We start from the raw sequence: 20399 nt of genomic DNA, 5'->3' as shown, positions 1-20399 counted from the left end.
CCATTGTAGGCGTCCGGGGGCGTCTATGAGGCGTGCGCGTGCAGTTCGTAGGACGCGTAGGCGGGCAGGCCGTAGGTCTGGATGGAGAAGGCGCGGGCCTGCCCCACCGCCGGTTTGGCGACGTTTTCGTTGCGCCCGAACACGATGCGTCCGGTCTTGTCGCGCAGGACGAGCGTGACGGTGACGTCGTCCGCGTACACGCCGGCGCCGTTGTCGTCGTCGCGTTCGGTGATGACTTCGCCGCTGAACGTGACGCCGTCGAGGTCCGTCCTGCGCTCCCTGGCGCCGCGTATGGCGTAGGATTCCACGCCGTCGGTGTCGATGAGGTCGTCGGCGGATGGCGTCTCGACCGTGAACGCGACGTCCGCGGGCTTGTCGCCGTCGCCGGTTTGCCCGGCGAAGTACGCCGTCTCGCCGGGGAAGACGGGCGCGAAGACCGCGGTGTCGGCGAACATGACGGAGCCGCCGGCGTCCCGGCCGGTGATGGTGACCTTCGGGAATCGCACGGTTTTCGTCGTGTCCGTGTTGCGCAGGGCGAGCGCGTATTCCACGTAGCCCGATTCTGCGGACCAGCCCGATTCGACGAGTTCGATCGGATTGTGTTCCACGGTCGGCGCCCCGCCGCCGGTTTGGGTGCCGTCCGTGGAACCGGTTCCGTCTGCGTCGGTTCCGTCCGATCCGGAATCACCCGACGATCGGCGCGACGGGGAGGACACCGTCGTCCGCGGCGTGACTCCGCCCGAATGCGCGCGCACCGCGGCATAGCCGACGCCCGCGGCGATCAGCAGCATGACGAGTCCGGAGGCCACCCATGCGAGGATGCGCGCCGTGCCGCGTGTGCGCGGGTGCGGGTGCGGGTGCGGTCCGTCGGAAACCGTGCGCGCCGTGCCGTCCGGTTCGGTCGTCCGCCCGGAGTTCCGCAGCCGGGTCTGCGGCGGTGCCGGCCGGCGGTCGGCGCCGCATTGCTCAAGCGCGTGGCGCAGTTCCCTGATGGTCTGCATGCGCGCGCTCGGCTCGAACGCGCACGCCCTGGCGATGACGGTCCGCAACGGCGGCGGCGTCACGTCGGGATCCGCAATCGACCGGTCGTACCGGGACGTATCGGACGGGTGCGTTCCGGTGAGCATGAATCCGAGCAGACGGCCCACCGCGTACACGTCGGTGCGCGCGTCGGTCGGCGCGAATCCGTATTGTTCCGGCGCCGCATACCCCCATGTGCCGAGCGTGGTCGTGTCGCGCGCGCGGGCGGCACCGGCGGCGGACCGTTCACGGGCGATGCCGAAGTCGATGAGGTGTGCGCCGTCGGCCGCGATGACGACGTTCGTGGGCGTGACGTCGCGATGGATGATGCCGTGCGCGTGGAGTTCGCCGACCGCGTCGCACACCTGCAGGGCGATGCGCACCGCCTCGCCCGCGGCCAGGCGGCCGCGCGAGGCGACGTACCGGTCGAGCGTGACGCCGGGAACGTAGTCGTGGACGACCACGAACCGGTCGGGCAGCTCGTAGGCCGCCTCGACGCGCGGCAGGCGCGGCGAACGGCAGTCCGCGAGCGTGGACCACAGTCTGCGGCGTGCGAGCCGCAGGGGGATCTTCTTGCGCACGAGCGGGCCGGCGCCGTCCAGAGTCACGAGCTCCGTGACGCCTGCGGGACCGTCGGCGAGCGTGCGCTCCACATGGTAGGCGTCGTCCAATCCCATGGCGTGCAGGGTCTGGTTGTCGTCCATGCGCGGGTTTTCCGCGCGCGCGTCGTCCGAATGCGCGTCCATCGTCATGCTCAGTCGCATGGGGTGAGCGTCGGCTCGCCGAAACGGTGGAGTTCGTCGTCCGTGGAGGCGAGGTCGAAACCGTGGTCCACGCACCAGATGACGATCGCGTCGCGCCGCTGCCTGCAATAGAGTTCGGACAGGCCGGCGAGACGCAGCAGACGCTGGGTCTCGCGCAGATCGCAGCCGAGGCCGAACGCGAGCCGTACCGCATGGTCGCGTCCGGGACGGCTTTTGCCGGAGAACACGTCATAGACGACGGTGGCGTTGATGCCGGAGGCGCGCGCCACATCGGCGCGCTTCAGCCCGTGCCGTGCGAGCAGGAACCGCAGATAGTCCACGAACTCATAGTCCCGTGGACGCTCCTCGTCGAGGTATGCGTCGATGCTGCCGCTGGCGAGCAGCCGGTCCAACAGCTCATCGGTGAGGATCTCGCGTTTCGTGGTGTTCATGCCCATGGCTCCTTTATACCGCCTTGCCGGCGGCCCGTGTGCGCGGACCGCCCGGTTTCGCGCACGCGGGCGGGCCCGTTCGTCGGAATTCAGCTGCCGACTGAGGCGGTTTGCCGATTCCGCCGGAATAATGCGCGGTGGATGAGTGTCCATGCAGTGAAAGGAACCGCGCGCCAATGACGCTATCTTTTTAACACTTCGCCAATTTGCTTACATTTTTACATTAGATTACATTGATTCATGTCAAGCATCATGACAAAGGAAGACGAGGGGGCAACGATCATGAGCGAACGCTGGAGAACCGCCATCGCGGTCGGTTTGACTGTGGCCTTCGTCTCACTCGCCTCATCCGCCGTCACCATGATGCTGCTGAGCAGAAGGAACAGGATATGACCACCCCATCCGAACAACCGACACAGCCCATCGTCCCCGCAACGGATACGGCATCCGCAACGGGCGGACCCCGCCCGGCGGACCGGACCTACGCCGCCGGCGTGCAGCAGACGTTCCAGGCCGCGCATGACCTGCTGACCACGGGCGCCACGTTCACGATTGACAACGAGGACCCGCACACCGGCACCATCGTCTTCCATGACTATGACGGCGCACGGCTCACACTGACGCTGCTCCCGGACGGCACGGCCACGCAGGCGAGGCTGGACGTGCAGGGCGACCGGACCGGCAACCGCGCGCGGGAGTTCTACGCCGGTCTCGACCGGCAGATGAACGTCGCGCCCGCCGCCGGCGCGGCCGCATCGCGCTCAGGAGCCGCCGCGGCGAAGAAGACCTCGAAGCTCGCGGTGTTCGCGATCATCGTGGCCGTGTTCTTCCTCCTCTTCTCGTTCCTCGGCATGGGCTCGTGGGGCATGCTGGTGTTCTTCGCCATCCTGCCGGCGCTGCTCTCGGGATTCTCCGTGTACGTCACGCGCAAGGACGGGAAGGTCCAGGGCCGCATCCTCGCATGGGTGGCGGTCGGCATCACCGTGGTCGCCCTGATCGTCGGCGGCGTGGGCATCGTGCGCGACGGCATCGAGGACAAGGCGAACGAAGCCGAACTGCAGGCGTCGCTGAAGGTCACCTGCAAGGACTACACGTGGCCGACCTCCGACCTCGTCGCCCAGCTGCCGCAGCCGAAGTCCGCCTCCGGACAGATCAACAGCGAAAGCTCCAGCCTGTTCTCCGTCTCCGTGTGCGACACCGACGCCTCCCAGTACGCGGCATACGTCTCCTCGGTGCAGGAGAAGGGCTTCACCGTCGACTACACCAAGACCGACACCGCGTTCAACGCCAAGAACGAGGCGGGCTACAGCGTGCACGTCTCCGTGAACGACGACAACAAGAACGTCATGGACATCTCCATCTACCCGCCTCAGGACTCCACGGACCAGAACACCGGTGCCGGCGACGGCACGGATGAGGGCTCCGCCGCCAACGGCACCGGGCAGGGCTCCACCGGCGGCACGGACGCGGGCGCGGATTCCTCCACCCAAGCCGGCACGTCGGACTCCGATTTCAAGGCCGCGATGGACAGCTACGAGAAGACCATGAACGAGTACGTCGACTTCATGAACAAGTACAACTCGGAAGGCCACCCCGTCTCCATGCTCGCCGACTACACCAAGTGGCTCAAGCAGTACAGCGACACGATGGAGAAGTTCGACGCCATGAACGACGGATCGCTCACCGACGCGGAGCTGCAGTACTACATCGAAGTGCAGACCCGCGTGAACGAGAAGCTCGCCACCGTCGCACAGTGACGCGAGGCGTGCGTCACCGAAAGGAGGACACGGATATGGGACTAATGGGCCGCAGCGGCGAAGACGGACGGGCGTTCTCGCACGCCATCCCCGGCACCGAACAGCTGGCCGGCACGTTGAAGGACACGTTCGGCGCGTTCCGATCGGGACTCGGCATGCCCGAATCGCGTTCGACCGGCGTGTGCGAGGGATGCGGCGCACCGTTGTCCGGCGCACGCCACGAGACGGTGCGCTGCGAATACTGCGACCGTCAGACCCGTCTGCCATAGCCCGCCCACCGGGCCGGGCCTGGCATGACGAAGACCAATACCATCGAGGTTCCCGCGGCGGCTCGCTTCGCCGCGGGAACCTCCCGTATGAGGAAGGAATCGAACATGGCGATCATCAAGGCGTTCTCCGGCGCGCTCGGAGGCACGTTCGCCGACCTGTGGAAGGACATCGTCACCGCCGGGGAGTTCACCGAGCACACGGTCGTCGCCCCGGGCATCCCCAGGGGGACGAACAACGGCCGGGGATCGAACGAATACGGCTCCGAAGGGGTGATCACCAACGGCTCCCGCATCTACGTGCCGGAAAACACGGCCGCGTTCATCTTCAGCCAATCCGGCATCGAGAACGTGATCGTGCAGCCAGGCGGATACGAGTACACGAACGGCGAGAAAAGCATGCTCGCCGGCGACGGCATCGGCTCGTTGTTCAACCAGGTGGCCGACCGGTTCACATTCGGCGGCCAGCCGTCCGTCACCAAATACGTGGCGTTCATCAACCTGCGCGAGATACGCGGCGTGAAATTCGGCACCTCCTCACCGCTCGTCTATCACGACCGGTTCTACGACACGGATCTGGAAATCCGCGCGCGAGGGGCGCTGTCGCTCAAGGTCGTCGACCCGGTGCGGTTCGTCCGCAACTTCGTGCCGGCCAACACGGTCTCGTACTCGTTCGACGATCCGGGTGCGCGCCGGCAGATCCTCTCCGAATTCATCCAATCGTTCAGCGTGGCCGTCAACTCCCTGTCCGACCGGTACCGCATCTCCCAGCTGCCGGGGCAGTCGAACACCATCGCCGACACGGTCCGCGACAACCCCGCGAACGCCGGCACATGGGCCGCGCGATTCGGCTTCGAAGTCACCAACGTGGGCATCGAAAGCATCGAGTTCACCCCCGAATCCCGTGCGCTCGTGCAACGGTTCTCCTCGAACAGGATGAACGTCGCCGCCTACGAGGGCGTCTCGTCGCAGGCGGGGAACATGGCCGCGCAGCAACGCATCGCGGACGGCATCGGCGAGCATGGCTTCGGCGACGGCGGCATGCTGCTCGGCATGAACATGGCCCAGGCCATCAATCCGATGAACGCGGCTCCCATGACTCCGCCCGCGCCCGCCGCGCAGGCGACGCCGGCATCGGCACAGACCGGTCCGGCCGCTCAGACCGGTCCGGCCGCACCGGCGTTGTCGTTGGACGAGCAGCTGGACGCATTGAAGAAGCTCAAGGAGCTGATGGACGAGGGCATCCTCTCCCAGGCGGAGTTCGACGCGAAGAAACGGGAGATTCTCGGCCTGTGAACCCGGGGGCCGCCCCATCGGGCTCCCCGCCGGTCAGCGCCGCCCTTTGCCGGAATCGGGGAACATGAGGAACGCCAGCGCGCCGGCCGCGGCCCCGGAGGCCAAGGCCCCTGTGACGATGGTGAGAATCTGCATGGCGGCGCTCAACGACGTGCGACCGATCCCTTGCGCGGCGCCACGGGCCGTCGCGGGCGATTCGCCGGATTCGCCCGCGGACGCCGCGCCGTCCGTTTCGGCATCGTCCCGCATCATCGGCGCCGTCGGCTCCCCGGACCTCCCCGACGCTTCCGCCGTCCCCTCCAGGGGATCGTCGACGAGCGTCTTGATGACCCTGGCCAGGTCGCGGTTCTCGTCCTTGGCGATCTGCGCGTTGAACACGGTGCGCAGCGCGAGATATTGGAGCTTGCTCATCGGCGTTCTGCCGGTCTCGAGGTTGGAGACGGTCTGGCGCGCCACACCCAGCTCGTCGGCGAGTTCCTGCGTGGTCCAGCCCGCGACCTTGCGGATGATCGACAGATTCTCCTGGAACTTGCCGATCCACCGGCGTTCGATTTCGGGCACCGCCATGACGTTTCTCCTTCCACGCTGTCACCCATCATACGCAATGGCGGGCGTTCCCCCGTCAATGCACGAGGGGTCGCCCGCCTGAGAGGATGGACGCCGGCGACGTTCGCCGAACGGGACCAGGAGGAACGGAACCGGCCCGTCAGAAGCGGATGAGCGCCTTGATGACCTCGCGGCGGTCCATCGCCTCGTACGCGTCCTGGATGTGGCAGAGGTCGTATTCGGCGGTGAACACACGGCCGGGTTCGATCTCATGCTTCAGGACCGCGTCGAGGAGACCCGCATGGAGGTCGTAGTGACGGACGGGCGCGGGGCCGCCCTTGATGCCGATGTTGCCGTAGAACGTGCCCTCGGCGCTGATCTCCACGTCGTGCGGAAGGCCCACGCGGCCGATGACGCCGCCCCGGCGGATGAGGCCGATCGCCGTGTCGAACGACTGCTTGGAGCCGACGCATTCGAGCACAGCGTCCGCGCCGTAGCCGCCCGTCATGGCGAGCACCTTGTCGACGGCCTCCCGGCCGCGTTCGGCGACGATGTCGGTGGCGCCGAATTCGCGGGCGAGGGCCGCACGGTCCTCATGGCGGCTCATCGCGATGATGCGCTTCGCGCCGAGCATCCTGGCGGAGATGACGCCGCACAGGCCGACCGCGCCGTCGCCCATGACGACAGCCGTCGAACCGGGCTTGACCTCGGCGGACACGGCCGCATGGTAGCCGGTGGACATCACGTCGGAGATGGCGAGCAGGGATGCGAGCGTGGCATCGTCATAATCCGTGGGGCTTCCGGGCACCTTGACGACGGTGCCGTCCGCTTCGGGCACGCGCACGTATTCCGCCTGGTTCGCGCCGAAGTAGCCGCCGTGCGGGCACACGGACTCGAAACCGGCCTCGCATACGGGGCAGACGCCGCAGCTGTACGGGAACGGCAGGATCACGAAATCGCCCGGCGTGACGGTCTCGACGTCCGCGCCGACCTGTTCGACCACGCCGATCGCCTCGTGGCCGATCTGGCTGTTCTCCGCGTGGCCGGAGAGCCCGCGGAAATACCACAGGTCGGAGCCGCATACGCAGGCGCGCACGACGCGCACCAGCACGTCCGTGTCCTGCTCGACGCGCGCCTTCGGCACCTCGCGCACCGCGATCTCGCCGGGCTTCACGAACACCGCGGCCTTCATCGTCTCACTCATCACAGGTTCCTTTCCTTCTGTCGTCGCACGCGGCCGTAGCTGCGTGCAGGACGGTTTCGTGACGTCCTGCACACGCGACGGCGCGCTACGGGATTGCTGCGCGTTGACGGTTTTCACGGTAGCGACTTGGAGCGCTTGAGGCGCAAGCCGCGACACGCCGCCGGGCGGAGACGCGGACGGGATGTGCCGGACAGGCATCCGGGGAGAGACGGACGAGCACGGCTCACTTCACGCGCGTGACCGTGTCGCCTTTGACCATGAATCCCTTGCGCGCCATGTCGATCATCGGCTGGTCGAAGGCGCTGTCCGTGTAGAACTCGTCGATCACCGTGTCTGTGCCGAGTATCTGACGCAGTCGCTTCGGCTTGTTGGTGTTGAAGTTGAGGTAAGTGACCTCCAGTGTCTCCGGGTCGATGGTGGAGGCGATGAGGCGTTGTACGCCGAGCCTGCGGCACGCCTCCCCCACGGTCACGTCGAACGAGGCGGTGAGGATCACGTCGTCGGGACGCGGCTCGTACCATGGCTTGATCTTGCGCATGTTGCGGTCCCAGAACGCGCTGACCAGCGATCTGAGTCCACCGGTCAGATCGTCTGCCCCGATGACGGACGCGTCCCGCGCGAGAACGTCGCCGCCCAGCCCGGCCTTGGTGATCTCGCCGAGCGACCGGAGCCGCAGGTCGTCCACGCCCTTGGATGTGGACAGGTCCTTCAGGTATCCGCGCGCCACCTTGCCCACGCCGCGCTCCATCTGTTCGAGCGTAGCCTTGCCGAGCTTGTATTTGAGTGCGTAGCGCAGCACCGGGGCGAGATGCCGGAACACCTTCATGTCGTATCTGGCGCTGAACAGGTAGAGATCGAACAGGCTCTCGCCGTCGTAGATGGTCCCGTCGAAATCGAATACCCGCATGCGTTCCCCCTTGCACTCATCGTCCGTACCCGTCCCACTATAGGCGCGCCGGGCGCGTGCGCGCGGCAGGACTCGCGGCGACGGCACGCTCCGGTGTACGTCTCACTGGTGAAGACTGGTGGTCACCTGCTGTTCGATGCGGTCGTACGCCTGCGAGAGCAGCATGTTGCCGGGGACGGTGGTCAGCAGGAACGCGAGCACGGCGGCGATCACGGACGCGATGATGCCTTTGATGAGCCGCACCACGATCCTGAAAACCACGTAGGCGATGGCCGCGCCGATGGCGACGCTCAGGCAGGTGCGCACCTCGGCGGGCAGACTCCCGTACCACACGGCGATGCGGTCGAAGACCGACAGGTCGAGGCCGGACAGGTCGATGTCCGTCAGGTCGATGGCTCGGATCATGGAGGTTCCTTTCAAACGTTCATGGTTCACGGTTCACAGGTCACGCGGTTCTCGGGTCGCGCGGGAAGGCCGCGGGGTTCCCGCAGGTGCGCGGGAACGGGTTACGCCTTGCGGTGGGGCATGTCCGTGTCGGTGTCGATGACGATGGTGACCGGGCCGTCGTTGACGAGGCCGACGCGCATGTGCGCGCCGAATCGCCCTTCGAGCACGGGAACGCCGCCGGAACGCAGCGCCTCGTTGAAGCGGATCCACATGATGTCCGCGTGTTCCGGCGCGCCCGCCCCGACGAAGCTGGGACGGTTGCCCTTGCGCACGTCCGCGTATAGCGTGAACTGGGAGATGGACAGGATCTCGCCGCCCACGTCCTGGATGGACCGGTTCATCTTCCCCTGCTCGTCCTCGAAGACGCGCAGGTTGAGCACCTTGTGCGCGAGCCAGGCGATTTCGGCGTCGCCGTCCGTATCGGAGACGCCGACGAGGATCATGTACCCGTGGCCGATCTGCCGCGGCTCGAACGTGGGGTCGATGCCGCCCAGTTCGTTGACGACGTCGACGCTTGCCTGTGACACTTTCTGGATGACGATGCGCATGCACCCGATTATGCCACGGCATGTGCGCGTCGACCTTGCGGCTGACTGGAGGATCCGTGACGGTATGCGAAACGGGGAGGCCCGGCATTGCCGGAACCTCCCCGTCCTGACTGTCACCTACTCGCGTCCACCGCGCCTATGCATCCATCGATCGATGGGATGCGCGCGGGCGGAGCGCTGCGGCGTCCTCCGCGAACGTCACTTGATGATGACGTCCTCGGGCTTGATGTCGGAGGTGAAGCTCGGGGCGAGCTCGCTCTCGTACGCCTTCTCGAAGAAGCCGTCGGCGGTGAGGGTCTTGATCTCCTTGTTGGTCCAGTCGAGCAGGCTCTTGTTGCCCTTCTTGACGGCCGGGGCGATGGTGGATTCCTCGCCGAGGGTCTTGACGCCCACGGTGTAGCCCGGGTTGTCCTTGGCCCACGCGTACAGGTAGGTGTTGTCGTCGGCGAGGGCGGCGACACGGCCGTCCTTGAACGCCTGGAACTGCTGGGTCTTGGAGTCGAACTTCTGGAGGTTCACGTCAGGGTAGTTCTGCGTGAAGTAGGTCTCGGCGGTCGTGCCCTTGGTGACGGCCAGATCCTTGCCCTTGAGCTGGTCGGCGCTGGTGATCTTCGCGCTGTCCGGGGAGACCACGCCGATGGACACCTTCATGTACGGCTCGGCGAAGTCGACGACCTGCTTGCGCTCGTCGGTCACGGTGAAGTTGGCGAGCACGAGATCGACCTTGTCGGACTTCAGGGAGTCGACGCGGCCGTCCGCGTTGACCTGCACCCATTCGACCTTCACGCCCAGGTCCTTGCCGATCTGGTTGCCGAGCGCCACGTCGTAGCCGGCGCGCGTGCCGTCGTTCTTCACGTAGCCGTACGGCGGCAGGTCGCCGAAGGTGGCGATGCGGATGGTGCCGTCCTTCTTGATCTGCTCGACGGTCTGGCCCTGCTGGCCGGACGCGGACGAACCGCCTGCGGCCGGGTCCGGTCCGTTGCCGCATGCGGCGACGGAGACCAGCGTGGCGGCGGCGAGCACGCCCGCCGCGATGCGCTTCAGATTGAACATGATGGTTCCTCTCTCATTTGGTTGTGCTGTGTTGGCAAAAATAGGGAAAATGGTATGGGATATGCGCCGTCACTCGGCGCCGACGGGCGACATGCTCTCGAGGAAGTTCCTCGCGCGGTCCGTGGCCGGGTGGGTGAAGAACTCGTCGCCGGACTGGCGTTCGAGGATCACGCCGTTCTCGAGGAACATGACGGTGTCGGCGACGCGGCGCGCGAACTCCATCTCGTGCGTGACGACGATCATCGTCATATGGCGCCTGGCGAGGCGGAGCATGAGCTCGAGCACCTCGCGCACCATCTCCGGGTCGAGCGAGGCGGTGACCTCGTCGAACAGCATGAGCTCCGGGTTCATGGCGAGCGCCCGCACGATGGCGATGCGCTGCTTCTGCCCGCCGGAGAGCTCGCGCGGGTACGCGTCCTTGTATTCGGACAGCTGCACGTCTGCGAGAAGCCGGTCCATCTGCTCGTCGACCTCGGCCTTGGGGCGCTTCTGCACCTTGGTGGGCCCGAGCTCGATGTTCCTCGCGACGGTGAGGTTGGGGAACAGGTCGTAGCTTTGGAACACCATGCCGATCTGGGTGCGCAGGCGGCGCCACGCCTTCTCGTTGTTGTTCGGCACGAGCTCGCCCTTGAAGCGGATCTCGCCGCCCTGGATGGTCTCGAGCCCGTTGAGGCAGCGGATGAGCGTGGACTTGCCGGAGCCGGACGGCCCGAGCAGGACGAGCACCTGGCCGCGGCGCACGTCGAAGCTGACGTCCTTGAGGACCTCGTGGTCGCCGTAGGCCTTGCGCAGGTGGCGTACGGAGAGCAGCGGCTCGCCTTCGCCCGCGGCGGTGGTTTCGATTTCGGCTTCAGCCATTGTTACGCTCCTTGGCTCGCTTCTCCAGCGCCTTGGCGATCATCGCCAGCGGCCAGCAGATGATGAAATACAGGAAGAAGATGAATCCGTACACCCAGAACGCGGCGTCCGGGTGGGTCATGCGGTTGGCCTCCATGATCTGCTGTCCGACCGTGATGACGTCGATGACGCTGATGAGCAGCAGCAGGGACGTGGTCATGATCACGCGGGCGGCGAGATTGATGGTGGCGGGCACCATGAGGTTGATGGACTGCGGGATGCGCACGTACCACAGAATCTGCAGTCCGTTCATGCCGAGCGCCTTGCCGGCGTCGACCTGATGGTCGGACACGGAGATGAGGGCGCCGCGCACGATGTCGCTGATCTCGGCCGCCACCCACAGTCCGAAGGCGACGACGGCGACGGTCACGCCGTCGACCTGCACGCCGAGTTCGCGCGGCAGGATGTAGTACGCGAGGAACAGGATGACCAGCGTGGGCACGATGCGGAAGAACTCGAGGTAGAGGCGCAGGACCGCGCGCAGGACCGGGTTGCGCAGGATGCGCAACGCGCCGAGCACGATGCCGAGCGGGATGCCGACGACCAGCGCGAGGCCGGCGACGGTGACGGACGTGCCGAGGCCCGCGAGCAGTCGCGTGAAGTTGTCGCCCGTGAACAGGACGCTCGCGCCGGAGGCCAGCGTGACCGCGGCGCCCGAGGCGTCAGTCATCACCGAAGGTTCCACGGCGGACCCTCCTTTCGATGAGCGTGAGGATGATGGACAGCGGAATGAGCACGATCGCGTAGGCGACGACCAGCATGAGCAGGTATTCGTCGCTGCGGTAGTACATGCCGATGAGGTCGCGCGCGGTGTTGGTCAGCTCCGGCACGGCGATGACGGTGAACACGCTCGTCTCCTTGACCATGAAGATGACGTTCGCGGCGACGGCGGGGACGCTGCGCGTCAATCCCTGCGGCAGGGTCACGTGCCTGATCATCTGCAGCGGGGACAGGCCGAGCGCCCTCGCGGACTCGTTCTGCACGCGCGGGATACCGCTGAAGCCGCCTTCGAACGCTCCGCACATGTATGCGGCGCCGAGGACGGACATGCCGACGATCGCGCATGTCTCGGCGCTCCATTTGACTCCGATGGACGGCAATCCGTAGTACAGGAAGAACAATTGGATGAGCAGAGGCGTGTTGCGGAACAGTTCCTGGAACACGGTGCTGATCTGCGAGAGGACCGGAACGCGGTATTCGCGCAACAGTGCGAGCACGAGTCCCAGCAGCGTGGCGAGCACGACGCTGACCGCCGAAAGCCTGAGCGTGACGATGAACGCCTTCTCGAACAGCGGGAGCGCCTGCCTGATGACTTCCCAGCTCACTGCGGCCCTCCTTCCCCGGTCTTGGTTGTCTTGGTTGTCATGATCATGTGATGTTCGCGGGTGTGCGATTCCCTTGTATCGTTCGTTTCTCTTCTTCTGTGTGTCGCGTGTCCCGGTACGCCGGCGCGCGCGGTCCCGCCTGGCGTGTTCGGAGGAGCGGGAATCCACCGGGACCCGTCCGCCCAGTTTTCGTATGTCACCCATAAGAATAGTGGGTAACAGACAACCCATTTCTACCAAACTTCGAACATTTACGCTCAGTTTCTCACATCGCGTTGCGGTTCGCTAGTTGTCGGAACAATCACGAGAAAATAGCATGACCCACGGAAAACCACTGTTTCCAAGGACTGGCAACCTCATCACCATTCCAACAGGCGCACACGACGCGACCGGCATGCCATTGCCGTTATGAGGATTGCTTATACCCCGTTATCGGATAGTCGGAACCGCGATATGGACATGCGAACCGCGCCGGGCGATTCGCCGGGCGACGCCGCCGGTACGGGAAAGGCCCCGGTCACGGGCGGAAACCGGCGCCCTTTGTCGCTTTCGCCCTTAGACTGGATGGCATGTCTCTAACTATCGGAATCGTCGGACTGCCGAACGTCGGCAAGTCAACCATGTTCAACGCACTGACCCGGAACAACGTGCTCGCCGAAAACTACCCGTTCGCCACGATCGAGCCGAACACGGGCGTCGTGCCGCTGCCGGACGACCGCCTGCCGGTGCTCGCCAAGCTGGTGCACACGGAGAAGATCGTGCCCGCCACCGTCACGTTCGTCGACATCGCCGGCATCGTCAAGGGCGCCTCCGAAGGCGAGGGTCTGGGCAACAAGTTCCTTGCGAACATCCGTGAGGCGGACGCGATCTGCGAGGTCGTGCGCGCCTTCGAGGACGACGACATCGTGCATGTCAACGGCAAGGTCGATCCGGCCGACGACATCGACACCATCAACACCGAGCTGATTCTCGCCGACCTGCAGACCATCGAGAACGCGCTGCCGAAACTCGAGAAGGACCTCAGGGGCAAGAAGATCGAACAGGAGTACTTCGACGCCGTCAAGGAGGCGAAGACCATCCTCGAGGCGGGTGAGACGCTCGACAAGGCCGCGCGCGAGGGCCGCTTCGACAAGGAATCCGTCTACGACCTGCACCTGATGACCGCCAAGCCGTTCATCTACGTGTTCAACGTGGACGACAACGAGCTCGCCAACGACGAGCTGAAGAAGAAGCTCGCCGAATCCGTCGCACCGGCGCCGGCCGTGTTCCTCAACGCCCAGTTCGAGGCCGACCTCACCGAGCTCGACGAGGCGGACGCCCGCGAGATGCTCGAGGACGCCGGCCTCAAGGAGTCGGGTCTCGACCAGCTGGCGCGCGTCGGCTTCGACGTGCTCGGATTGCAGACCTTCCTGACCGCAGGCATCAAGGAGGTGCGCGCCTGGCAGATCCACAAGGGCTTCACCGCCCCGCAGGCCGCCGGCGTGATCCACACCGACTTCGAGAAGGGCTTCATCAAGGCCGACATCGTCTCCTACGACGACTTCGTCGCCGCCGACGGCTCGATGGCCACTATCAAGGAGGAGGGCAAGCTCCGCCAGGAAGGCCGCGACTACCTCATGCAGGACGGCGACATCGTCGAGTTCAAGTTCTCCCCAACGTCTAAGAAGTGATTGCTGGGTAGTGTTGAGGGGCCTTGGTTTCCCCGTGATTCCTGGGCCTTCACCGGTATCCCGGCAGCGATATCTGATTGAGATATTACGCTATGTGAGCTATTTGACGGCGAGCTGACTCTGAGAAAGAAGATTAATCCCTGTGTTGACTGTTTTGATATGTGATTTCGCTTCTTCCATATTTGCTCATAGTTGTCGACATTCCTGAGGAGGTTTTTCAATGGGGACTCTCGAAATGGTACTCAGCATAGTTGCTTCTATCGTTTCCGTTATCGCTGCTGGTATCGGGCTAAAGAACAATAGTGAAATCAAGAAAATGAAGAACTCCAGCAATAAGCAGGTGGCGAAAAACAGCGGAGTCAATGTCATTGGAGATCATAATGCTGTAGGACGTGATGATGGCCGGCGTTAATCATCAAAGTGCTCAAAATGGCGGGGTCAACATATCCGGCAACGACAATGTTGTCGCACCGAATGCGACAACATTGCAAGTGTTCCCAAGTGGGAAGCCACTGACCAAGACAGCGATATACAACCTCTTATGCGTATTTCAGAGCACCTGCCCCAAAAGCAGCGATGATACGCTGGAGAAACCCATGCCTTTCAAGGGAAAACTCCGTTATAACGGGGTCCGACGGTACCATCAGATATTCGATTCGTATTCCGTTGAGTACGGCTACTTGGATGGGATGCTTCAGGATTTTGCGGACAGCAACGATATCATTAGACAGCTTGGTACTATCTTCGTGCAGGTCGCTGACTGTGATGAGGACGGAAACCCGGTCGTTTCAGACGGCGATGCTGTACTGGATAAAATCAAGGAACAGCTAATCGGGAAAATCACTGGTTCACTTGATTTTGACAGGGACAAGTATCGCGATATTGATATCGAAAAATTCATCTATGCGCTAATGGCCTGCGGTGTCCACCGGTGCAAGGTACTCGTGAACGAGAACAGAGTGAAGCGAGGTAATAATTAGTGTTGTTATTAGACTCCAATAATGCGCCAACGAACACTGTGTACTATATTTCCGCTATTGCATACGGCACCCTGAAAAGGGAAGGATCACTCGACCTTTCTGCCTTATATCGAAAGGTGAGTGAGTACACGGCATGCAAACCCGTCAGTTTCGATTTCTACATGATGGCCTTGGACTTCCTGTTCCTTCTCGACAAGGTATATGTGGATAGGAAAGGAAATCTCCATGTTCATTGAATTTCTCAGTATCGTCAGTAAACAGTCCAATGAGGAGCTACGGCGAGTAACCTTTCACAAGGGCACGAACCTCGTCGTTGATGCCGAGGATTCGGAACGTCATAATCACGTGGGCAAGACGACGTTCCTCAGGCTCATCGACGTACTGCTTGGAGCGGACAAGCGCAAAAGTATCTACACTGATGCCGAAAATGGGGCGGTAAATAAGGTTCTGGAGCGATTCATCGCAACGGAACGAATCGCCGTCGAAGGCAAGCTTTCCAGTGATCTGCCCAGCGGGAAGACATCGAGAACGATGTTCCTGCAGGTCGATCTTTTCGAGCGCGGAGCTCGGTATATCGATGGTGAGAAGGTGAAGTTCTCTGAATATCATCGTCGGCTCAAGGAGTTCCTGTTCGATGACGAGAGGAAGAACCCGTCATTCAGGCAGCTGATTGACTTTTTTGTCCGGATCTCATTGGACGGAGACGAGGATTCCTTCTTGAGATGCATACCCCAGGGCGACCGTGGCGGAAATGGAATATACCGATCCGCATATAACTATCTTTTTGGCGTATCCGATCCCGCTGATGATGTCCGGCTCGCAAATCTGAAAAAAGAGATTCGCGGTATCCGGAGCGCGGAGATGAAGTATCGAAGAGTGCGCTCAACCGCCGAGTCGCTGGAAGGACTGGAACAAAAAATCTCCTCCATGGAACATGAAGAGCGGGAACTGAGAGCCAGAATCGATGACATCATGGACGCGAAGACGTTCATGAAGAACCGTGATGAGATTATTCAAGCTCGGGAACAATACGATGAACTGACCCATCAGATATCCGACATTGATTTCCTAATCGAGAGAAACATGGACATCCTGAATGAGGCAGTATCAGAACGCAACAGGAAACCCGACACCGACCTTTCTGCCGAGTTTTTCGAAGAGATCCATTCCCTGATTCCTGGTATCACAAAAAAATTCGAAGAAATGCTGGAATTCAATAACGAGCTTATCCAAAACAAAATCGATTATTTCAGGGGAATAGTAGACGATCTCAAAAACAGCAAGAAACAATATATGGAATCCCGCGAGGAACTTACGAAAGGTGCCGCCCCATACCTTGCCATCGTAGAGAATCAGAAGGTTGACGAATACACCGAACTTATGCAGGAACACCTACAGATCCTGCAGGACCTTGGCGCTGAAAAAGAATCATTGGACACACTTCGTGCTTTCAAGAATGAAATAGAAGGAAAAAGCGCCGAAGAAAAACAGCTGGAAGAACGCATCGTAAGAAACCAGAACTACAAGGAAATCTTCGAGGAATTCAACCAAAAATACTTCACTCCGATCGCGGAGAGAATCAGCGAAGAAAAACCCATACTGATCTACGATCCGAATCCACACAACTTCCCGGTGTCGTTAAACCATCTAGACGATGGCACCAGCACGGGAACAAGAAAATCACTCATAGCCGCATATGATTTGGCGTACCAGCAATATGCAAAAAGCCAAGGAAGAACAATACCGGAATTCGTTGTACATGATGTCATTGAAAATGTCGAAGGCAACCACCTTGTTGCCACATTTGACGAAGCCGATTATTGTCAAAGCCAATATATAGTCGCCATTCTCCAAGAAAAACTGAACTCATCGGGTATTTCTGGAGAAAAACAAAGGAATATGACTATCCTCACGCTGTCCATGCAAGACAGGTTATTTGAAGGAAACCAAAAATAAAGAGAGTCCTCCGGGTTGCGCACTGTCAGAAGGCATGGAAGGTTGCTGTTATCGGCAAGCCTCGCGTCCGGTCCCGACCTACACGGAGTTGTGATTTCACCGTGCTTCTGCGCGCGGGATATATCGCAATGCTTCACGACAGTCATCCAGGTTGCTGTCTGCACAATTATGACGCAAACCGGCGATGGAGTCGAGTTCAAGTTCAACGTCAGCAAGGGCTGAAACCAAGCCAATCCCGTTGACACAAATCCCGTGTCATCTGTCACGGGAATCCGCCATTGACACACGAAATGTGACACGCTACATCGCATAGTCTGACATGGAAGGACGGACCCGTCCCCTAGGAAGGAGGGCGGGTCTCGTCATATCCAGATGCTGTGTGTTAGTATACGGAGCCATTGGTTCCACCAGCTCGGGAGACCCAGATGAGCGAGACGATTGAAACCGCACGTTTGCTACTGCGTCCGTGGAAGGTCGATGACATGGCCGAGGCCACCTCGTTGTTCCGGTATGCCTCCGACCCAGGGATCGGATTGTTGTGCGGTTGGCCTCCGCATACCAGTGTCGAGGGCAGTCTGAACGACATCAGGAACATTCTGGCCGTGGAGAACAACTGGGCCATCACCATCAAGAAGAACGGCGATGAGCCGGTCGGCAGCATCGCGCTCAAGCCGGTCAGCCACTACACCATTGACCCGGTCGAGGCTAACGATGCGCTCAGGGAGCGTTACGGCAAGTATCTTGGCGGCAATGCGCTGGAATTGGGTTATTGGATCGGGCGCCCGTTCTGGGGCAGAGGCTTCATGACCGAGGCGTTAAACGCAGTGCTCGGCTACGCCTTCGATACGCTGCACAAGGACGCGGTGTGGGGCGGACACTACAGGGAGAACACGCAGTCCGGTCGCGTGATGGCTAAATGCGGCATGGAACCGGTCTTCGAATCAGTACACGATTACTTCAGCCTTATTGACGTATATCATGACGACGTCTTCCGCATCATCATCGCTGAGAAATATACTCAAGATAGGGCATAGCAATACTGCAGGCGGCTGGATAGGAGGCGGACATGCCGGAGCTGAGCCGGTTCTTCGGAATCATCGTTCGCATGATGTATCAGGACGAGAGCGAGCATCACAAGCCTCACGTCCATGTGTACTACGGTGACTTCAAAGCCTCTATCGGCATCGACGGCGAGTTGCTGGCCAGCTCCCTTCCCGCCAAGCAATACAAGCTGGTGGCTGCATGGCTGGCCCTGCCTGAGGATGAATTGTACAAGGCGTGGAACGAGGACGTGTCCGGGCGTCCGTTCGACCGTATCAAGCCGCTTTCGTAAGGAAGGAAGCCCATCATGTTTGAGATGAACGGCATCCTGTATGCGGATGAACCCTCTCGTGAGCTGGAAATTCGATCGGCACGTGTCCCCGGCGATCACGTCATGCTGGTGACGTTCTCCACCGGCGAGACACGTTTGTGTGATTTTACCGAGATGTTCGACGATATTCCCGCCTTCGCCCCGTTGCGGGACGAGAAGACATTCGAGGACTTCCGTATCGATCACGGAATCTTGATTTGGTGTGACGGTGACATTGATATCTCGCCCACATACTTGTATGAGCACTCATACGAATATGCCGCCTACGGTGAGCTGGTTTCAGCCTGAGGCCGTACAGCGATGTCGTGGAGTTCGAATTTAACGTCTCCAAGTAGGGGGCAACGCCCCTGTAAAACGGCGTGACTCCAAGGGTTCCGGGGGTTCCGTGGCGTTGGAATCGCGCCGTTTTCCGATGCACGGGGAACCGTCGTTTTCCGCACGTATTCCGCCGTTTCCCGCGGCGATAGAGTGTAAATAGAGTGCAATTCCGGCAATCCCGGAGGGCGCTCGCCGCCGCCGATCTGCCCATGGTCAACGTGCACAGCGCGCCACTGGACCGCCAGCATGACGGCACGCGCCAACATGCCCGATGACGCCAGAACCGCATCATGGGCCACACCAGCATCCAGATGACCAACCATTACACCCACCGTGACGCGGCCGGCCTCACCAAGCTCCTCGGCCAGGCCATCCCCGAACTCCACGACGACACCGACATCATCGAAGCCGAAATCATCGAGGAAACCACCTAGACGAAACCAACGACGAAAGCCCCGGCGCTCAAAACGAGCGACCGAGGCTGTCTTCATGTGGGCCGGTCACGCGTTCTGCAGGGCGCTGACACGTTGTGGGCTGACGCCGGTGACCGTGGCCACGTCGCGCACTGTCAGCCCCTCGCCGCGCAGTGCGGCGACGGTGGATCGGGCGAGCTTCGAGGCCTCGTCCTGGGCCCTGCGCGCCTCGTCGCGTTTGGCGAACAGGCTGTCGACCATGCGCTGCGTGTCCTCGTCCAGCCGGGGGTCGATGGCCACCGCCCCGACCTGCACGTCGAGCATTTCGGCCGCGTCGCGTACCATGTCCTCCACCTGGTCGAGGCGGCGGGCCTGCGTGAACAGGCCGGGGATTTCGGGGACCTCGACGGCCCACCAGCCGCCGCTGCGCGTGCACACGGCGGTGACGTCCACTGTTCCGCTCATTTCATGTTCCTTTCGATGTATCTCAGGATTCCCCTGGCGGTGAGCTCGTTGACCTCGCCATGGCGCGGCACCGTCGTCTGGGCGTTGCCGACGGTGACCTTGCTGTGGTTGCCACCCTCGGTCCAGACGTCCTCAAGGCCGTTGTCCTTGGCGAGCCTGTGAATCCGCTTCTCCAGTTCCTTACGCTTCATAGTTATAGTCTATACTTATTTACTTATCAAGTAAAGCGGTATTTACTGAAACGATGCGGACAGGGCGACGATTGCACCGTTGGGTCTGGCGCAATGTAGCATTCGGGGGTGTTTCCACAACACTGTGGATGGATGACTTTTCCGAAAGGGCGAATCATGTGCCAGAACCGGAGCGTTCCTCATGACGGAAGAGGACGCCAGAAACATCTTCTCGCCGAATTCCAGCATGCGCATATTCGTCCACGCGAAAGCTGGCTAGGGAATGGCCATATCGGCGCTCATCATGAGAACATCAGCACCCGGAATAATTAACTCCCAACGGTCACGATCCCTGCAGATACAACTCAGCGCCCGCGGATGGGAAAAACACGAACCGGTCGCAGTGGATGTCGAGTCACCCCTGCTGTTCAAGCAGATGATAGGGCAAGCCTACGGTACAATTATCTCCGCAACAGAAGTAAGAGTCGACACCGCGTCAGAGCAACTCGGCATCCCGTTCAGATACCTTGACCTATGGGCAGACGGGTTTTCGACAATACGGAAAACACCGGTATGACGGATGAAGAACTTATG

At 61.7% G+C, this 20399-nt stretch carries 25 protein-coding genes and 1 pseudogene; 13 read left to right on the top strand and 13 right to left on the bottom strand.

From position 1 onward, the window contains the following. Window positions 1–23: 23 nt before the first annotated feature. The gene (locus BFAL_RS04255; RefSeq protein ID WP_236691665.1) at window positions 24–1766 is read right to left on the bottom strand and encodes a serine/threonine protein kinase; all 1743 of its coding nucleotides are present in this window, start codon (window positions 1764–1766) and stop codon (window positions 24–26) included. Window positions 1767–1774: 8 nt separating this feature from the next. Beyond that, window positions 1775–2215 carry a helix-turn-helix domain-containing protein gene (locus BFAL_RS04250; RefSeq protein WP_055427194.1) on the bottom strand — a complete coding sequence of 147 codons (441 nt, stop codon included), beginning with the start codon at window positions 2213–2215 and terminating at the stop codon, window positions 1775–1777. 240 nt (window positions 2216–2455) lie between these two features. Between BFAL_RS04250 and BFAL_RS11210 the strand changes: the two genes are divergently transcribed. The 4 genes from BFAL_RS11210 (at window position 2456) to BFAL_RS04235 (ending at window position 5534) form a co-directional block, all read left to right on the top strand. After that, on the top strand, window positions 2456–2608 hold the full coding sequence (locus BFAL_RS11210) for a hypothetical protein (protein ID WP_160319026.1): 153 nt from the start codon (window positions 2456–2458) through the stop codon (window positions 2606–2608). Next, window positions 2605–3972 (top strand): DUF6591 domain-containing protein, encoded by a 1368-nt coding sequence (locus BFAL_RS04245; RefSeq protein ID WP_082440357.1) that lies wholly within the window; start codon window positions 2605–2607, stop codon window positions 3970–3972. The genes BFAL_RS11210 and BFAL_RS04245 overlap by 4 nt, the downstream gene beginning before the upstream one ends. A gap of 35 nt (window positions 3973–4007) precedes the next feature. After that, window positions 4008–4241, top strand: coding sequence for a hypothetical protein (locus tag BFAL_RS04240; protein ID WP_055427188.1), 234 nt, complete (start codon window positions 4008–4010; stop codon window positions 4239–4241). Window positions 4242–4346: 105 nt separating this feature from the next. Further along, on the top strand, window positions 4347–5534 hold the full coding sequence (locus BFAL_RS04235; protein WP_055427187.1) for an SPFH domain-containing protein: 1188 nt from the start codon (window positions 4347–4349) through the stop codon (window positions 5532–5534). A gap of 33 nt (window positions 5535–5567) precedes the next feature. Here the strand turns inward: BFAL_RS04235 and BFAL_RS04230 are convergent, their stop codons facing one another. From BFAL_RS04230 to BFAL_RS04190, 9 genes are all read right to left on the bottom strand, one after another. After that, a complete protein-coding gene (locus tag BFAL_RS04230; RefSeq protein WP_055427186.1) occupies window positions 5568–6101 on the bottom strand; it encodes a helix-turn-helix transcriptional regulator in 534 nt (177 codons plus the stop codon). 139 nt (window positions 6102–6240) lie between these two features. Next, on the bottom strand, window positions 6241–7284 hold the full coding sequence (locus BFAL_RS04225; protein ID WP_055427185.1) for a zinc-dependent alcohol dehydrogenase family protein: 1044 nt from the start codon (window positions 7282–7284) through the stop codon (window positions 6241–6243). Window positions 7285–7507: 223 nt separating this feature from the next. Next, window positions 7508–8191, bottom strand: coding sequence for an HAD family hydrolase (locus tag BFAL_RS04220; protein ID WP_055427184.1), 684 nt, complete (start codon window positions 8189–8191; stop codon window positions 7508–7510). Between the two features lie 102 nt (window positions 8192–8293). After that, window positions 8294–8596: a hypothetical protein gene (locus tag BFAL_RS04215; RefSeq protein ID WP_055427183.1), complete on the bottom strand. Its 303-nt coding sequence runs from the start codon at window positions 8594–8596 to the stop codon at window positions 8294–8296. A gap of 101 nt (window positions 8597–8697) precedes the next feature. Beyond that, window positions 8698–9186, bottom strand: a complete 489-nt coding sequence (gene dtd, locus BFAL_RS04210; protein WP_055427182.1) for a D-aminoacyl-tRNA deacylase — start codon at window positions 9184–9186, stop codon at window positions 8698–8700. A gap of 198 nt (window positions 9187–9384) precedes the next feature. Continuing rightward, a complete protein-coding gene (locus tag BFAL_RS04205; RefSeq protein WP_055427181.1) occupies window positions 9385–10239 on the bottom strand; it encodes a transporter substrate-binding domain-containing protein in 855 nt (284 codons plus the stop codon). Window positions 10240–10308: 69 nt separating this feature from the next. Continuing rightward, a complete protein-coding gene (locus BFAL_RS04200) occupies window positions 10309–11097 on the bottom strand; it encodes an amino acid ABC transporter ATP-binding protein (protein WP_055427180.1) in 789 nt (262 codons plus the stop codon). Continuing rightward, the gene (locus BFAL_RS04195; RefSeq protein WP_055427179.1) at window positions 11090–11806 is read right to left on the bottom strand and encodes an amino acid ABC transporter permease; all 717 of its coding nucleotides are present in this window, start codon (window positions 11804–11806) and stop codon (window positions 11090–11092) included. Before BFAL_RS04195 ends, BFAL_RS04200 begins: the two co-directional genes overlap by 8 nt. Continuing rightward, window positions 11799–12461 (bottom strand): amino acid ABC transporter permease, encoded by a 663-nt coding sequence (locus BFAL_RS04190; protein ID WP_055427178.1) that lies wholly within the window; start codon window positions 12459–12461, stop codon window positions 11799–11801. Before BFAL_RS04190 ends, BFAL_RS04195 begins: the two co-directional genes overlap by 8 nt. Window positions 12462–13030: 569 nt before the next feature. Between BFAL_RS04190 and ychF the strand changes: the two genes are divergently transcribed. The 9 genes and pseudogenes from ychF to BFAL_RS11955 all read left to right on the top strand — a co-directional run. Then, window positions 13031–14131, top strand: a complete 1101-nt coding sequence (ychF, locus tag BFAL_RS04185; protein ID WP_055427177.1) for a redox-regulated ATPase YchF — start codon at window positions 13031–13033, stop codon at window positions 14129–14131. Between the two features lie 220 nt (window positions 14132–14351). Then, window positions 14352–14543, top strand: coding sequence for a hypothetical protein (locus BFAL_RS10955; RefSeq protein WP_152973530.1), 192 nt, complete (start codon window positions 14352–14354; stop codon window positions 14541–14543). Continuing rightward, window positions 14527–15111: a hypothetical protein gene (locus BFAL_RS04180; RefSeq protein WP_152973529.1), complete on the top strand. Its 585-nt coding sequence runs from the start codon at window positions 14527–14529 to the stop codon at window positions 15109–15111. Before BFAL_RS10955 ends, BFAL_RS04180 begins: the two co-directional genes overlap by 17 nt. After that, complete coding sequence (locus tag BFAL_RS11850) at window positions 15111–15347, top strand: ABC-three component system middle component 6 (protein WP_055427175.1); 237 nt, start codon at window positions 15111–15113, stop codon at window positions 15345–15347. The genes BFAL_RS04180 and BFAL_RS11850 overlap by 1 nt, the downstream gene beginning before the upstream one ends. Continuing rightward, the gene (locus BFAL_RS04170; protein WP_055427174.1) at window positions 15337–17067 is read left to right on the top strand and encodes a DUF2326 domain-containing protein; all 1731 of its coding nucleotides are present in this window, start codon (window positions 15337–15339) and stop codon (window positions 17065–17067) included. The genes BFAL_RS11850 and BFAL_RS04170 overlap by 11 nt, the downstream gene beginning before the upstream one ends. A gap of 425 nt (window positions 17068–17492) precedes the next feature. Further along, on the top strand, window positions 17493–18101 hold the full coding sequence (locus BFAL_RS04165) for a GNAT family N-acetyltransferase (protein WP_055427173.1): 609 nt from the start codon (window positions 17493–17495) through the stop codon (window positions 18099–18101). A gap of 32 nt (window positions 18102–18133) precedes the next feature. Continuing rightward, window positions 18134–18400, top strand: a complete 267-nt coding sequence (locus BFAL_RS04160; RefSeq protein ID WP_055427172.1) for a DUF4160 domain-containing protein — start codon at window positions 18134–18136, stop codon at window positions 18398–18400. Window positions 18401–18415: 15 nt separating this feature from the next. Further along, a complete protein-coding gene (locus BFAL_RS04155) occupies window positions 18416–18727 on the top strand; it encodes a DUF2442 domain-containing protein (protein WP_055427171.1) in 312 nt (103 codons plus the stop codon). 212 nt (window positions 18728–18939) lie between these two features. After that, window positions 18940–19191: pseudogene (locus tag BFAL_RS11955) on the top strand (tyrosine-type recombinase/integrase); the annotation flags it as partial. Between the two features lie 66 nt (window positions 19192–19257). Here the strand turns inward: BFAL_RS11955 and BFAL_RS04150 are convergent. Both BFAL_RS04150 and BFAL_RS04145 read right to left on the bottom strand, forming a co-directional pair. Beyond that, complete coding sequence (locus tag BFAL_RS04150; protein ID WP_055427170.1) at window positions 19258–19635, bottom strand: type II toxin-antitoxin system HicB family antitoxin; 378 nt, start codon at window positions 19633–19635, stop codon at window positions 19258–19260. Continuing rightward, complete coding sequence (locus BFAL_RS04145) at window positions 19632–19826, bottom strand: hypothetical protein (RefSeq protein WP_055427169.1); 195 nt, start codon at window positions 19824–19826, stop codon at window positions 19632–19634. Before BFAL_RS04145 ends, BFAL_RS04150 begins: the two co-directional genes overlap by 4 nt. Between the last annotated feature and the right edge of the window lie 573 nt (window positions 19827–20399).

This window comes from Bifidobacterium aesculapii (assembly GCF_001417815.1).
Classification (GTDB): domain Bacteria; phylum Actinomycetota; class Actinomycetes; order Actinomycetales; family Bifidobacteriaceae; genus Bifidobacterium; species Bifidobacterium aesculapii.
This window is presented reverse-complemented; position numbering and strand designations above follow the sequence as displayed.

Coding starts and splice junctions, on each gene's coding strand:
- BFAL_RS04240 (WP_055427188.1), top strand. CDS start 4,008: ATGGGACTAATGGGCCGCAGCGGCGAAGACGGACGGGCGTTCTCGCAC.
- BFAL_RS04235 (WP_055427187.1), top strand. CDS start 4,347: ATGGCGATCATCAAGGCGTTCTCCGGCGCGCTCGGAGGCACGTTCGCC.
- BFAL_RS04160 (WP_055427172.1), top strand. CDS start 18,134: ATGCCGGAGCTGAGCCGGTTCTTCGGAATCATCGTTCGCATGATGTAT.
- BFAL_RS04230 (WP_055427186.1), bottom strand. CDS start 6,101: ATGGCGGTGCCCGAAATCGAACGCCGGTGGATCGGCAAGTTCCAGGAG.
- BFAL_RS11210 (WP_160319026.1), top strand. CDS start 2,456: ATGTCAAGCATCATGACAAAGGAAGACGAGGGGGCAACGATCATGAGC.
- BFAL_RS10955 (WP_152973530.1), top strand. CDS start 14,352: ATGGGGACTCTCGAAATGGTACTCAGCATAGTTGCTTCTATCGTTTCC.
- BFAL_RS04255 (WP_236691665.1), bottom strand. CDS start 1,766: ATGGACGCGCATTCGGACGACGCGCGCGCGGAAAACCCGCGCATGGAC.
- BFAL_RS04165 (WP_055427173.1), top strand. CDS start 17,493: ATGAGCGAGACGATTGAAACCGCACGTTTGCTACTGCGTCCGTGGAAG.
- dtd (WP_055427182.1), bottom strand. CDS start 9,186: ATGCGCATCGTCATCCAGAAAGTGTCACAGGCAAGCGTCGACGTCGTC.
- BFAL_RS04215 (WP_055427183.1), bottom strand. CDS start 8,596: ATGATCCGAGCCATCGACCTGACGGACATCGACCTGTCCGGCCTCGAC.
- BFAL_RS04180 (WP_152973529.1), top strand. CDS start 14,527: ATGATGGCCGGCGTTAATCATCAAAGTGCTCAAAATGGCGGGGTCAAC.
- BFAL_RS04220 (WP_055427184.1), bottom strand. CDS start 8,191: ATGCGGGTATTCGATTTCGACGGGACCATCTACGACGGCGAGAGCCTG.
- BFAL_RS04250 (WP_055427194.1), bottom strand. CDS start 2,215: ATGAACACCACGAAACGCGAGATCCTCACCGATGAGCTGTTGGACCGG.
- ychF (WP_055427177.1), top strand. CDS start 13,031: ATGTCTCTAACTATCGGAATCGTCGGACTGCCGAACGTCGGCAAGTCA.
- BFAL_RS04155 (WP_055427171.1), top strand. CDS start 18,416: ATGTTTGAGATGAACGGCATCCTGTATGCGGATGAACCCTCTCGTGAG.
- BFAL_RS04170 (WP_055427174.1), top strand. CDS start 15,337: ATGTTCATTGAATTTCTCAGTATCGTCAGTAAACAGTCCAATGAGGAG.
- BFAL_RS04225 (WP_055427185.1), bottom strand. CDS start 7,284: ATGAGTGAGACGATGAAGGCCGCGGTGTTCGTGAAGCCCGGCGAGATC.
- BFAL_RS04150 (WP_055427170.1), bottom strand. CDS start 19,635: ATGAGCGGAACAGTGGACGTCACCGCCGTGTGCACGCGCAGCGGCGGC.
- BFAL_RS04195 (WP_055427179.1), bottom strand. CDS start 11,806: ATGACTGACGCCTCGGGCGCCGCGGTCACGCTGGCCTCCGGCGCGAGC.
- BFAL_RS04200 (WP_055427180.1), bottom strand. CDS start 11,097: ATGGCTGAAGCCGAAATCGAAACCACCGCCGCGGGCGAAGGCGAGCCG.
- BFAL_RS04145 (WP_055427169.1), bottom strand. CDS start 19,826: ATGAAGCGTAAGGAACTGGAGAAGCGGATTCACAGGCTCGCCAAGGAC.
- BFAL_RS04205 (WP_055427181.1), bottom strand. CDS start 10,239: ATGTTCAATCTGAAGCGCATCGCGGCGGGCGTGCTCGCCGCCGCCACG.
- BFAL_RS04245 (WP_082440357.1), top strand. CDS start 2,605: ATGACCACCCCATCCGAACAACCGACACAGCCCATCGTCCCCGCAACG.